General features: G+C 42.8%; 9 protein-coding genes. 1 reads left to right on the top strand and 8 read right to left on the bottom strand.

From position 1 onward, the window contains the following. From Aba26S_RS16040 to Aba26S_RS16025, 4 genes are all read right to left on the bottom strand, one after another. A complete protein-coding gene (locus tag Aba26S_RS16040; protein WP_043973441.1) occupies positions 1-3,174 on the bottom strand; it encodes an efflux RND transporter permease subunit in 3,174 nt (1,057 codons plus the stop codon). After that, positions 3,171-6,332 (bottom strand): MdtB/MuxB family multidrug efflux RND transporter permease subunit, encoded by a 3,162-nt coding sequence (locus Aba26S_RS16035; RefSeq protein WP_043973439.1) that lies wholly within the window; start codon positions 6,330-6,332, stop codon positions 3,171-3,173. Before Aba26S_RS16035 ends, Aba26S_RS16040 begins: the two co-directional genes overlap by 4 nt. Positions 6,333-6,341: 9 nt before the next feature. Then, positions 6,342-7,733, bottom strand: coding sequence for an efflux RND transporter periplasmic adaptor subunit (locus Aba26S_RS16030; RefSeq protein WP_043973437.1), 1,392 nt, complete (start codon positions 7,731-7,733; stop codon positions 6,342-6,344). A gap of 203 nt (positions 7,734-7,936) precedes the next feature. After that, entirely contained in the window at positions 7,937-8,713 is a 777-nt protein-coding gene (locus Aba26S_RS16025) for a TenA family transcriptional regulator (RefSeq protein ID WP_043973436.1), read from the bottom strand. Between the two features lie 294 nt (positions 8,714-9,007). Between Aba26S_RS16025 and Aba26S_RS16020 the strand changes: the two genes are divergently transcribed. Next, positions 9,008-10,237, top strand: coding sequence for a GGDEF domain-containing protein (locus tag Aba26S_RS16020; protein ID WP_043973434.1), 1,230 nt, complete (start codon positions 9,008-9,010; stop codon positions 10,235-10,237). A 107-nt stretch (positions 10,238-10,344) separates the two neighbouring features. Here the strand turns inward: Aba26S_RS16020 and aroC are convergent, their stop codons facing one another. From aroC to Aba26S_RS16000, 4 genes are all read right to left on the bottom strand, one after another. Next, on the bottom strand, positions 10,345-11,436 hold the full coding sequence (gene aroC / locus Aba26S_RS16015) for a chorismate synthase (protein WP_005241480.1): 1,092 nt from the start codon (positions 11,434-11,436) through the stop codon (positions 10,345-10,347). Between the two features lie 11 nt (positions 11,437-11,447). Beyond that, a complete protein-coding gene (gene prmB / locus Aba26S_RS16010) occupies positions 11,448-12,458 on the bottom strand; it encodes a 50S ribosomal protein L3 N(5)-glutamine methyltransferase (protein WP_005241479.1) in 1,011 nt (336 codons plus the stop codon). Between the two features lie 125 nt (positions 12,459-12,583). After that, positions 12,584-13,789, bottom strand: coding sequence for a tryptophan synthase subunit beta (trpB, locus tag Aba26S_RS16005; RefSeq protein ID WP_005241477.1), 1,206 nt, complete (start codon positions 13,787-13,789; stop codon positions 12,584-12,586). Between the two features lie 37 nt (positions 13,790-13,826). Next, on the bottom strand, positions 13,827-14,477 hold a 651-nt coding region (locus Aba26S_RS16000; RefSeq protein ID WP_043973432.1), incomplete at its 5' end, for a VWA domain-containing protein.

Here is a 14,477-nt window from a genome sequence, read left to right as displayed (position 1 = left end):
TTATTTTTTCAAACTTAATGGCTTAGCTGGGAATAAATTTTGAAACCTGCGTTTCCCCCACCGACTTAATTGATCGATATATAAATACATCACAGGGATACTATATAAGGTTAATATCTGGCTAATAATGAGTCCGCCTACGATTGATACGCCCAAAGGAACATGTAACTCAGCGCCATCCCCTCGACCCAAGGCCAAAGGCAATGCTCCAAATAAAGCTGCAAGCGTTGTCATCATAATGGGACGAAAGCGTAGTACTGAAGCATCCAGAATTGCAGTTTCAGGCGTTAATTTCTGCTGTCGTTGTAAGGTCAAGGCCACATCAATCATCATAATGGCATTTTTCTTAACGATCCCGATCAGTAGTAAAATCCCAATCAAGGCAATCACGCTAAATTCCATTTTAAATAAAACTAATGCAATTAAGGCACCTAAACCCGCTGAGGGTAATGTCGAAAGAATCGTTAAAGGATGGGCAAAATCTTCATATAAAATCCCCAGTACAATATAAATCACCACAATGGCGGCCAAAATCAACAAGGGTTCTGAACTTAAAGAAGATTGAAACGCTTTGGCTGAACCTTGAAACCCACCCCGCACCGAGCTGGGAACTTGTAATTCATTCATTGCCTGATTGATCTGATCAGTCGCATCTGATAACGAATAACCTGCATTCAGGTTAAAGGTAATGGTACTGGCAGCAAATAATCCTTGATGGTTAACAGACAGTGAGGTATTTGCAGCTTGCCAGTCACTAAAAGTAGATAAAGGAATAGATTTCCCTGCACTATTTTGCACATAGATGCCGCGTAACGCCTCGACCGTTCGGGCATACTCAGGGGCAACTTCCATCACCACATGATATTGATTCATCGGATTGTAAATCGTGGAGACCTGTCTTTGCCCAAAAGCATCATTTAACGTGCTATCCACCTGAGCTTGAGTAATCCCCAACGACTTCATTTTGTCATGGTCAAAAGTCAACTTTGTTTCCAGCCCTTTCACATCCTGATCACTGGAAACATCAGTCAAAGCGGGAAGCTTATTCAATGCAGCCTGAATTTTAGGTGTCCAGCTTCGTAGTGTATTGAGATCATCTCCCTGTAAAGTATATTGATAACTGGCATCACTTGAACGCCCACCTACATTAATATCCTGTACTGGTCTCAGGGTAAAACGGGTTCCTGCTTCATGCCCCAATGACTTACGTAAACGAGCCATAATCTGATCAGGAGTATCGTTTCGTTCGCTCAGCGGTTTTAACGCCAAAAATAAATTGGCACGGTTCATTTGTGAACCTCCTGCTGTTCCCATGACATGGTCAACAGCAGGATCTTTAGCAATCGCTGCAATGTAGTTTTTGAGTTTCTGATTCATGGCATCAAAAGAAATATTTTGATCTGCGACTAAAGACCCCATCATCACACCAGTATCCTGTTGCGGAAAAAAGCCTTTGGGCACTGCAATATATAAATAAATATTCAGCCCAATCGTAAAAATAAAAATGATCAGTGTGATTGCTTTATACTGTAGTGCTACAGCTAGACTTCGCTTATAAAGCAAGGTTATCCGCCCAAATAGACCTTGTTGTTTCAGATACGTATCATTTGATGCAACCAAAAGCGCTTCACTATCAGTGATTACCTCTGTGCTGGGATTATCCGTTGATTGATCGAACTTAAGCTGTTTAATCTGATTTTGTTTCAGCCACCATGCACATAACATCGGTGTGGTGGTCAGTGAAACCACCATCGAAATTAAAATCGCGTAGGTCAAGGTCATGGCAAACTCATGGAACAACCGTCCCACAATACCGCCCATCAATAGAATTGGCACAAATACCGCGATCAAAGAAATACTCATGGATACCACCGTAAAACTGACCTCTTTTGCGCCAGTAATAGCGGCCTGCATCGGACTCAGACCTTCTTCCATTCGTCTTGAAATCGTTTCCAGTACCACAATGGTATCGTCTACTACAAATCCTGTCGCAATAGTCAATGCCATTAAACTAATATTATTCAGAGAGAAGCCAGAGGCATACATCAGAGCAAAGGTACCAATCAGCGAGATCGGCACCGTAATTGCAGGAATTAGGGTGGCACGGCCATTTCTCAGAAACACAAACACCACAATGATCACCAGCATCACTGCAATCAACATAGTCCGTTCTATCTCCCTCAACGAGGCTTGAATAGTCTTGCTACGGTCAACAGCGGTGTGGATTTCAATTTGTGGTGGTAGGGCCTGCTGTAATGTTGGCAGAGTATCCTTGATGCGTTGAATCGTCTCAATCACATTGGCATTCGGTTGTTTAAATACCATGATCAAAACTGAAGGCTGATCCGCATAGTAGCCTGCATTACGAATATCGAGTACAGCGTCTTTCACTGTTGCAACATCGGAAATTCGTACAGCCGCACCATTCTTATAACTGACAATCAATGGAATATAGTCTGCGGCTTGTTTAGCCTGATCATTAGCCTGTACTTCCCAAAGCTGATCTTTCTGTTCGACAAACCCCTTTGGACGATTGGCATTGGTTGAGGTAATTGCGGAGCGAACCGTGTCTAATCCAATGCCATGATGCGCCAACTGACTTGGATTTAGCTCGATTCGTACCGCAGGTTGCGCCGCACCACCAATACTGACGTCTCCCACCCCATCAATTTGTAAGAGTTTTTGTCCTAAAATAGTATCGGCAACATCATACATCTGTCCACGAGATAGTGTTTTTGAAGTAAGCGCCAAAATCATAACCGGTGCATCGGCCGGATTGGCCTTGCGATAAGTCGGGTTGTTTTGTAGACCCGAAGGCAATGAAGCAAGCGAGGCGTTGATTGCCCCTTGTACATCACGTGCTGCGCCATTGATATCGCGATTCAGGTCAAATTGCAATGTAATCCGAGTCGACCCCAGCGAGCTTGAGGAGGTAATTTCATTCACCCCTGCAATACGTCCTAAATTACGTTCCAATGGTGTTGCAACTGTCGCCGCCATGACCTCTGGACTTGCACCTGCTTGCTTGGCTGTTACAGAAATAGTCGGAAAATCAACTCGTGGGAGTGATGCCACAGGCAAAATATTAAATGCCAGTACCCCCAGCAAAACTAATCCGATACTGAGTAAAGTGGTGGCCACAGGACGGCGAATGAAAGGCGTTGAAATACTCATACGTCATCCACCTGTGGCTTAAAGTGTTCATAAGGTGGTAACTCACTGGCATGCTTATCTGGTCGATGATCCCCCTTTATTCGTTGTGCCAGATGATCAAAGGCTAAATACACCACTGGCGTGGTAAATAAAGTGAGTAACTGACTGAGAATCAGGCCTCCGATCATGGTAATTCCGAGTGGATGACGTAGTTCTGCGCCCATGCCACTCCCAATCACCAAAGGGACTGCACCCAATAAAGCCGCCATAGTGGTCATCAAAATCGGTCTAAAACGTAGTAAACAGGCCTGATAAATTGATTCAATGGGGCTCAAGCCTTGATGCCGCTCTGCATCCAAAGCAAAGTCAATCATCATGATGGCATTTTTCTTGACGATACCGATAAGCAATACAATCCCAATAATGGCAATAATGTTAAGATCATTATTGGAAAGTACCAATGCTAACAATGCACCAATCCCTGCAGAGGGTAAGGTAGATAAGATGGTGAGTGGATGAATGAAGCTTTCATAGAGAACGCCCAAGATGATGTACATCACGACAATCGCTGCAATAATTAACCAAACGGTATTGCTCAAAGAAGCTTGGAAGGCTAAAGCTGTCCCCTGAAATTGAGTCATCATGGTGCTTGGTAACTGCAACTGCTGTTCGGTATCTTTCACCGCTTGCACAGCTTGCTGTAAAGAAACACCTGTAGCAGTGTCAAAGGAAACCGTTGCTGTTGGAAATTGCCCGAGATGATTGACCTGTAGCAAAGTACTTCTTGGCTGGATTGTTGCAATATTGCTTAAACGCACAGGTGTACCATTACTTGAAGGGATATACAAATCCTGTAATGCCTGTAACCCATCCTGATCTTGCCCAGATAACCCAAGCACCACATGATATTGATTGGTTTGGGTGAAAATCGTGCTAATTAACCGTTGTCCAAATGCATTATAAAGAATGTTGTCGATACCCGCCGTAGTCACCCCATACTGCGCAGCAGCATCTCGATTAATATCAACATAAACCTGCAAACCTTTATCTTGCCAGTCACTGGCCAGATTCTTAAGTTCGGGACGCTGTGCCAATGCATGCATCAATTTCGGTACCCATGTCGCTAAGTCACTGGTACTGGTCGATTGCAAGGTAAATTGATATTGAGTACGACTTTGCCTCGCGTCAATGGTCAGATCCTGTGCAGGCTGTAAGTAGACCGTCATGCCTTGAGCCTGATTTAAACGTTGTTGTAAATCGCTCATCACGGTCTGAATATCTGGTCGTGCGGATTTATCTTTCAAATTAATCAAGATACGACCTGTATTTAAAGCGCTATTGGTTCCATCAATGCCAATAAATGAAGAAATACTTTGCACTGCGGGATCATGCAAGATGATTTTTGCGGCTTCCTGCTGCTTAACACTCATCGCCTGAAAGGAAATGGTTTGGTCAGCCTCTGTCGTGGCAATAATCTGTCCTGTATCTTGTACTGGGAAAAAACCTTTGGGGATAAAAACATACAACATTACGGTAAACACAAAAGTGGCAATCGTCACCACCAAGAATAATCCCTGACGTGCCAGTACCCATCGTAATGCAGTGGAGTACATTCCTATCAGTTTGTCAAAAAAACCTCCCATCGCATGATAAAAACGTCCTTGCTCTGTCTCTGGAATATGCTTGAGCAGCCTTGAAGACAGCATCGGAGTCAAAGTCAGCGAAATAAAAGCAGAGATTAAAATAGAGACGGCCAAGGTAACGGCAAACTCTCGGAATAAACGTCCGACCACGTCGCCCATGAATAGCAATGGAATCAATACTGCAATCAACGAAATTGTCAGGGAAATAATGGTAAAACCAATTTGTTCCGAGCCTTTTAATGCGGCTTGCATTGGGGGCTCGCCCTGTTCAATATAACGGGAAATGTTTTCGATCATCACGATCGCATCGTCAATCACAAAACCTGTTGCAATCGTAAGTGCCATCAAACTTAAATTATCGACTGAAAATCCAACTAGATACATGACAGCAAAGGTGCCAACCAAAGAGAGCGGTAATGCAACTGCGGGAATAAAAGTTGCACGAATACTGCGTAAAAATAAAAACACCACAATGATGACCAATACCATTGCCAATATCAGTTCAAACTCGACATCCTGAAGAGAAGCCTGAATTGTGGTGGTACTGTCATTTAAGATTTCTACTTTGGCCGATTGCGGAAAACTGCTTTGTAGTTGCGGCAAAATTTGTTTAATCTGATTTGCCACCTGAATCACATTGGCATTCGGTTGACGTTGTACATTGATAATAATTGCAGGGGTCTGCGTTGGCGCATTATTGTTATTATGTCCGACCCAGGCCGCCAAGCGAACATTTTCAGCTGAATCTAGGGTTGACGCAATATCAGACATTCGAATCGGTGCGCCATTTTTATAGGCAATAATCAGATTTTTATAGTCATCCACCGTATGTAACTGGTCATTCCCATCAATCGTTGATGACTGTACTGAGCCGCTAATCGTGCCCTTTGCCTGATTCACATTCGCAGCAGTAACTGCGGTGCGAACATCTTCCAAGGTTAAGCCCATATTCGCCAACGCGGCTGAGTTTACCTCTAACCGGACTGCGGGGCGTCGTCCTCCACTCACACTAATCAACCCGACTCCACTCACTTGAGATAGTTGTTGGGCTAAACGGGTATCAACCAAATCTTCCAGCTTGGTAATCGGCATCTCTCTGGAACTGATTGCGATAGTCATAATCGGCTTATCAGCAGGATTTACCTTGCTATAGGTTGGTGGTGTGAGTAAATCAGAAGGTAATAAATTATTCGAGGCGTTGATTGCTGCCTGTACTTCCTGTTCAGCAACATCCAAAGCTAAATTGAGATTAAATTGTAGTGTAATGACCGATGCACCATTAGAACTGGTGGACGACATTTGGCTTAGACCAGGCATCTGTCCAAATTGACGTTCGAGTGGTGCGGTAATGGTTGAGGCAATTACATCAGGGCTAGCGCCAGGATATAGCGTCGTCACCTGCATGGTTGGATAATCAACTTCAGGCAAGGAAGCGACAGGTAAAAACTTCCATGATACCAATCCACACAAAAAAATTGCGACCATGACCAGTGTAGTCGCTACAGGCCGCTGAATAAATAAACGAGAAGGATTCATGAACACTCCTTACTGCGCAGTTTGGGCAGAAGGTGGTGTCATGACCATGTTTCCTTGTCCACTATTGTGGCGTTGCCATTGTTTTGATCTTTCGGGATTGTTACTGGTTTCAGCTGTAGCTTCCTGTGCTACTGGATTGTGCCGCTGCCCATTCCCAGTTGATGAATGAATACTTTTACCTTGACCAACCGTATTGGCAACACTAATTTTTGCGCCATCCTTTAGCTTGTCCACCCCATCAGTTACGACAAGATCATTGGCATTTAATGTTCCACCAGTAATAACCGTATTGTCATCTACAACCGCTCCAGTCTGGACCGTTACGGCACTGACCGTTTGGTCTGGATTAACCTTATAGACAAAAGACCCTTTGGCACCAAGTTGTAAAGCGACTGTAGGAACAATGATTGCATTGGGAATATTGCCTAAACTCATGCGAACATTCACAAACTGGTTTGGAAATAAATGTTGATTCTGATTATCAAAACTGGCTTTGATATTGATCGTTCCAGTATTGATATTGACCTGATTATCAAGGGCAACCAACTGACCATCAGCAAGTTTTTGGGTATTTTGACGATCCCAAGCCTGTACTCCGACATGCTGTTCTGGATTATCCATAATCTGCATCAGTTGGGTTAGATATTGTTCAGGCACGGCAAACACCACAGAGATGTTTTTAAGCTGGGTAATATTGGCAATACCATTCGCATCCGAGGTATTGACCATATTGCCAACATCTACCTGTCTTAAACCGATTCGTCCATCTACAGGGGAAACAACGCGTGTATAACTCAGTTGGAGCTGAGCATTCGCAACGGCTGCTTGATCAGTTTTGACAACGCCCTCATATTGTTTAACCAAAGAAACTTGTGTGTCGTATTGCTGCTTTGCAATCGAATCTTGTTGCCACAATTGCGCGTAACGCTGCATATCCAGTTTAGCATTGGTCAATAAGGCCTGATCTTTGAGTAACTGCCCTTGTGCTTGCAATAGCGTTGCTTTGGGTGCCCGATCATCAATCAAGGCTAACAACTGGCCTTTCTGTACAAGACTGCCTTCTTTAAAATAGACTTGCATCAATGTGCCATTGATCAGTGGATGTACCACCACTGTATTGGTCGAGGTCACCGTTCCCAATGCCTGAACTGTTTGTTGTACCTGTTGTTGGCGGACTTTAGTAACACCGACAACTATTACACCCCCATTTGCTCCCGCGCCTCTATTTTTTCCACTTTTTCCGTGTGTTGATTCTGCAGCGGATGTAACTGATTTATGAGTCAGGTGCCAAATCCCCCACCCAACAAAAAATAAAATAATAAACAAGATGATATAGCTAATAAGCATCTTGGTTTTTGGGCTATTTTTTGTAATTTTGTTTGGCTCTAAAGTCTCATTCATAGAAGTATCTGTGCTTCTTATTTTGTTCTACTATAAATATTCTTTTAGTGTTAATTTAAGCTTAAATGTAAGCACACTACACTCCAAATGTTTGATTAATGTAAAAATTAGCTGCCGTTGCCATCTCAGGCGAATTAAAGCTACTGTTATAATTTTTTTTAAATTTAGTTGACCAAAAACCTTTTCTTGATCAACTTTTTAGATCATTTTTCTGCAAAACATGGTTCGAAATCTAAACTCTTATGCTGCAATTTATAGCATTCATCCAAGGCAAGTTCATAATATTCCAAGCCTTCTTTTGCGGCTAAGAAAGCTTTTCTTTGCTGCTCAGGGTCTTTATCACACAAACGTTTAATCAGCTCCATCGCTTCATAAGGATGCAGATCATCATAATGCGCATGTGCTCTTAACCAGGCTAAAGACCGCTTATTGATGTTTACTTCAGGATGTTGCGTATAGGCTTGAATCCCTTTATAGACCTGAATCGTCCAGTCTCCTGTGGCCCACTCAATCGCAAGATTCGTGGCTGCAATGCCTTCGGCCAAACTTCCCCGAAAATTAACGTCCCATAAAAAGTGGTTGACTGCATTCATGGCCACAGGTGGCTTCACATTATTTAGCATTTCAACTGTCAGACCAAAGCCTCCCGCCCAGTCCTGATACCAGCTTAAATGTCGCTCTTCAACCTTGATATTTTGAATTAACCAGTCTCGGGTCTCGGTTACACCATCCAATGAAAAAGCGGTTGCTTTCGCTAAAGACCCTGCCATATAGGAAGGGAAATGTGCGACCAAAGGATAAAAATTCAATAAGGCCGAACGAAAACATTCAAGGCTTAAAGAACCATTCGCCATGTCTAAGAATAAAGGATGTTTGCTTACCCGTTCCTTTGAAGGTAATAATTCATCCCAAAATCGTTGAGCCCAACCCGAATGAGGTGTAATTTCTAATTTTGTTCCATATTGATTCATAGCAGTCATTGCGATGCATCCTATTTCGTATGACTTAACCCAATCATATTCTATGATTGCTGCTTTTTTATAAATTGTATCCTAATACAGCAAAGATACAATCGTTTGTGATTTAGTTTGTAACAGTTTTATTTCTTGAATCTAATTTAAACTTGAATCATTATATTAGGCAATGACCCTTATATAAAAATTAATATTTTTTTATAATCTAATACACATTTTATTTAAATCAGTGTAACGTATTAAAAAAATAATCCCTATTTTGACATTTATAACAACATTTTGGGAGTGGTGAGAGATAAGATGAAGTTGAAAGCTTCCAATATTTTGGGACAAGAACAAATCGACTTGTTAATTTCTCGCGGGCTAAATTTAGTTTGGTTTCCTAAAGAATTAGAAGTGATCTATCGAGATCAGTATAGAAATGAGGCTGCACATGAGTTCCGCTATCGCGCCCCTATCATTTTAGGTTTATATCTATTTCTAAGCTTCGGTATCTATCAGGTTTTGCCTACAGACTTACGCATTACCTGGATGGCAACCTATGGCTGGGTGGGTGTGATCATCACATTTGCATGGCTGTTATCATTCCTCCCCATGATGAACAAATGGTTTGATCATTATGTGTGTATTGGCTCAACAGGTGCTGTAGCAATCTCGTTCACCATCATTAACGTCTTGGAACAAGGGCAAAATAATGTCCTGTTCCATGCTGCCATGATGTATGCCGTAGTGATTATCTACGGGTTTGTCGGGATGCGCTTCTATACTGCAATCATTGCTGGCTGGGTGGGTGGTTTGATTGGTATCGCAGCCAGTACATGGTTCAGTGGAGCGATTGATTGGACCTTCTTGAACCGTACTTATACTTTTAGTAGTTTTCTAGGTATGGCATTGGCCTATGCCACGGATCGTCAGCATCGTGAAAATTATTTGCAAAACTGCATGATCGAACTCAATCGGCTGGAACTGATGCGCCAAGCACAACAGCTCTCCATTCTTTCACAACAGGATGCTTTAACTGGGCTCGCTAACCGGCGTTATCTGGATGAAGTACTTGAGAATGAATGGAAACGTGCAACACGTCATGAGATGCCCATTACCATTATGATGATTGATATCGATTTCTTTAAGCTGTACAACGATACGTTAGGACATATTCAAGGTGATCAATGCCTACGTCGAATCGCAATCATGCTTGGCTCTATTGCCTCACGTAGTGGCGATCTTGCGGCACGTTATGGCGGGGAAGAGTTTCTCTTGGTATTTTCCATGACTGACCGTGGCCAAGCGCTTATTCAAGTCCAAAGGCTAATGGAGTTAGTGCGTAATATTGGCATTTTACATCCACGCAGCAACGTCTCTAAACACGTGACTATTAGCGTAGGCGTCGCGACCATGATTCCAAGTGTTGGAGATAGTCTTTCTGAGTTTGTTGCACAAGCCGATCATGCATTATATATCGCCAAAAGTAATGGTCGAAATCAGTATCATATTGCGACATCAGATAATATGATTTCTGAAGCATTATAATTCATTCATCATGATTAAATGAATATTAAACTAATTTAATTAAAGTGTTTTAAAATGTGATGCAAGCCGCAGATATAATAAATTATATGTGCGGCTTAATATTTTTATTATGGTTCGATTGGTTTAAATGGTGCAACTACATCTGCATTTTGTGCGCGATGTCTTAAAAAATGATCCATCAATACAATCGCCAACATCGCTTCAGCAATTGGTGTTGCGCGTACCCCCACACACGGATCATGACGACCTTTGGTCAATACATCCGTATTTTCCCGATCAATCGTAATGGTTTTACCTGGTGTGGTTATACTTGCGGTTGGTTTTAATGCAATCGCCACACGAATGCTTTGACCACTTGAAATCCCACCTAAAATGCCACCTGCGTGATTAGCAAGAAAGCCATCCGTGGTGAGTTCATCACGAGTTTCATGACCAAATTGCCCTGCCACTGCAAAGCCATCACCAATTTCCACACCTTTTACGGCATTGATACTCATCATAGCATGGGCAATATCGGCATCTAAACGGTCAAATACGGGTTCACCCCACCCGACAGGTACTTTTTCAGCAATGATTTCAAGCTTGGCGCCACAACTGGTTCCTTGCTCACGTAACGCAGTGACCAATTGTTCAAAACGAGGCACAGCATCCACATCACCACAGAAAAATGGGTTATTTGGCACTTCAGCCCAATCCAGTTTTTCAGCAACTTCATTGCCGATTTGTGTGACATGTCCACGAATATCAATACCAAATTTTTCAGCAAGATACTTTTTCGCAATCGCTCCAGCTGCAACACGCATCGCAGTTTCACGTGCACTTGAACGACCGCCGCCACGGTAGTCACGGAAGCCATATTTTTGGGTGTAGGTATAGTCTGCATGGCCAGGACGGAAAGTTTGAGCAATATTACCGTAGTCTTTGGATTTTTGATCGGTGTTACGGATCAATAAACCAATCGATGTTCCCGTGGTTTTACCCTCAAAAACACCTGAGATAATCTCGACTTGATCTGGCTCTTTACGTTGCGTTGCAAACTTCGATGTACCCGGTTTACGGCGATCTAAATCTTTTTGCAGATCGGCTTCACAAAGCTCAAGACCAGGCGGCACACCATCGACAATCGCCATCAAGCCCGCACCATGTGACTCGCCACAGGTTGTAACTCGAAAGAGTTGCCCAATACTATTCCCTGCCATGCTTTAACCCCTTAGTTTTGAACTGATTGCTGAAAGACTTCTTTATAACGACGGCATTGTTCAGCAGTTAAAGCAAAAATACCAGAACCGCCTTTTTGGAACGTGAGCCAATGGAAGTCAACCGTATTGAAGTTCTGACGCATTGCCCATTCAGAATTACCAACTTCAATTACAATCAAGCCATCTTCCGTTAAATAATCAGCAGCTTGAGCCAACATTTTACGAACTAAGTCCAGACCATCTTGACCCGCAGCCAGTGCAAGCTCAGGCTCATGTAAGAATTCTTCTGGTAAATCTGCCATATCTTCTGCATCCACATACGGTGGATTACTGACGATGAGGTCATACTGGTTTTCAGCAGGAATTTTTGAGAACAAATCAGATTCAAGTAAAGCCACTTGATACTGTTTGTCGTGATGCTCAGTGTTAATTGAAGCCACTTCCAGTGCTTCTTTTGAAATATCAGTCGCATCAACTTCTGAATCTGGGAAAGCATAAGCCAAAGCAATGGCAATACAACCTGAACCTGTGCACATATCCAAGATACGTTGTGGTGTTTTTGGATTATTATTTTCAGGCAAGTTATTTAACGCTTCCAACATACGGCCATTTTCATCTAGGCAGTATGGCGCGAAACGTTGTTCGATTAACTCGGCAATCGGTGAACGCGGAATCAAGACGCGCTCATCAACATAAAATGGCTTATTGAAGAAATACGCTAAATTCAATAAATATGAAGTTGGAATACGATCATTGATACGACGTTCTAACAAGCTCAGAAATTCTGCTTTTTCGCTTGGTAAAAGTTTGGCATCCAGAATTTCAGCATCTGCTTTCCATTCAAGTGATAGAGTTTGTAGTACCAATGCAGAACTCTCTGCAAAATAATCTTGAGTACCTTGACCTAAGTGCGCGTCATATTGACGTAGTGCGGTTACCCCAAAACGAACAAAATCTCGAATGGTTACTAGGTTTTCAGCCGCTTCTTGTAAATGTTCAGGGCTGATTGTCGGTCGCTCCACTTAGGCGTCTCCAAAAGTGCTAATTGCAAAACGCTTTATTCTAACGGGATTCAGGTTGATTTAACAATAAAAAAACCGCCTCTCTGCCAGAAGCGGTCTATTAAAACCAGATATTGGATAAGAACTTACAAACCTAGCTTTTCAGCCACGTAATCTGAGTCTTTATCACCGCGACCTGACAAGTTAACTACGATCTTTACCTGTTTACCCAACTTAGGTGCTTCACGTAATGCCCAAGCAACGGCATGCGAACTTTCCAAGGCAGGTACAATCCCTTCTACCCGTGAAAGGGTCATAAATGCATCCAAACATTCCTGATCCGTTGCTGTTTCATATTGCACACGACCAAGCTCTTTCAGGAAACTATGCTGTGGCCCAACACCCGGATAATCCAAGCCTGAAGCAATCGAATGTACAGGCAACGGCTCACCATTATCATCTTCTAGCACATAGCAAGCCATACCATGAATCTGTCCAGGCTTACCTAAGGTTAAAGTGGCTGAATGTTTATCCGTATCTAGACCATGACCCGCAGGTTCTACGCCAACTAATTGAACTTCTGGCGTATTTAAAAATGTAGTAAAAGCACCAATCGCGTTAGAGCCACCACCGACACAAGCCACTACATAGTCTGGATTCTGACCAAAACGGTCATGAGACTGGGTTTTGATCTCATTGCCAATAATCGATTGGAAGTCACGAACCATCTTGGGAAATGGGTGTGGCCCAACCACAGAACCAATCGCATAGATATAGTTTTTAGGATCTTTTAAATATTCTTCAAAGGCGCTATCCACCGCATCTTTTAAGGTTGCTGTGCCTTGTGTGACTGAAACAAGTTTCGCACCCAAGATTTTCATCTTCACAACATTGGGGTGTTCTTTTTCAATATCCACTTGCCCCATGTGAATTTCACATGGGATGCCGACCAATGCACAAGCCGTTGCCAAAGCTACGCCATGCTGACCAGCACCCGTCTCGGCAATGACTTTAGTTTTCCCCATATACTTGGCAAGTAAAGCTTCACCTAGACAGTGATTGATCTTGTGTGCGCCTGTATGGTTTAAGTCTTCACGTTTTAAATAAATCTGTGCACCACCCAACTGGTCTGACAAGCGCTTGGCATGGAACAATGGACTTGGACGGCCCACATAGTTTTTGAATAAGTCATTCAACTCATCCTGAAACTCAGCGGTATGACGAATTTCCTCATACGCCGTATTAATTTCATCCATTGCCTCTTTTAAATGAGGCGGAATAAACTGCCCACCAAAGTTGCCAAAGAAACCTGCTTCATTCGGCAAAGCAATGCCATTAATGTGATGTTCCATATGTTTTCCTGTTCTTATAAAGTTTTAATATAAAATTTTAACGTGACAAATAACGGGTCATATCTTCAAGACCCTTCAAGGTCATTGGAAACATGTGATTTTCAAAAATTTCTTTAATCCAGCTAATGGTCTGGGTATAGTGCCAGTAACCTTCCATCTCAGGGTTCAACCAAGCAGTTTTGTCAAAGTGCTGACGCAAACGTCTTAGCCATACTTCACCCGACTCTTCATTCATATATTCCACTGAACCACCCGCAGACTTTAACTCATACGGTGCCATACTGGCATCACCGACCACAATGACCCGATAATCACGGCCATAGGTATGAAACAGATCCCATGTATTCATACGGGTTGAACTACGGCGATGGTTATCCTTCCACACATGATCATACAGACAATTATGAAAATAAAAGTATTCGAGGGTTTTAAACTCGGATTTGGCCGCACTAAATAGTTTTTCGCATTCAGCAATATAAGCATCCATTGAGCCGCCAACATCAAACAGCATCAATACTTTAATGCGATTACGACGTTCTGGAACCAGTTGTACATCCAAAATGCCTTGTTTTGCTGTCTCACGAATGGTCCCATCGACATCCAGCTCTTCTGCCGCACCTTGACGTGCAAACTTACGCAAACGACGCAAGGCAATTTGCATCTGACGGGTTCCCAAAACCTGATCATC

This window comes from Acinetobacter sp. NBRC 110496 (assembly GCF_000876115.1).
Classification (GTDB): Bacteria; Pseudomonadota; Gammaproteobacteria; order Pseudomonadales; family Moraxellaceae; genus Acinetobacter.
The sequence above is the reverse complement of the archived record's forward strand: the minus strand, read 5'-3'. Positions and strand labels throughout refer to the sequence as shown.

Bases quoted from the DNA above. Each gene is read 5' to 3' on its own strand.
- Aba26S_RS16025 (WP_043973436.1), bottom strand. From the start codon at position 8,713: ATGACTGCTATGAATCAATATGGAACAAAATTAGAAATTACACCTCAT.
- Aba26S_RS16030 (WP_043973437.1), bottom strand. From the start codon at position 7,733: ATGAATGAGACTTTAGAGCCAAACAAAATTACAAAAAATAGCCCAAAA.
- Aba26S_RS16035 (WP_043973439.1), bottom strand. From the start codon at position 6,332: ATGAATCCTTCTCGTTTATTTATTCAGCGGCCTGTAGCGACTACACTG.
- Aba26S_RS16020 (WP_043973434.1), top strand. From the start codon at position 9,008: ATGAAGTTGAAAGCTTCCAATATTTTGGGACAAGAACAAATCGACTTG.
- trpB (WP_005241477.1), bottom strand. From the start codon at position 13,789: ATGGAACATCACATTAATGGCATTGCTTTGCCGAATGAAGCAGGTTTC.
- aroC (WP_005241480.1), bottom strand. From the start codon at position 11,436: ATGGCAGGGAATAGTATTGGGCAACTCTTTCGAGTTACAACCTGTGGC.
- Aba26S_RS16040 (WP_043973441.1), bottom strand. From the start codon at position 3,174: ATGAGTATTTCAACGCCTTTCATTCGCCGTCCTGTGGCCACCACTTTA.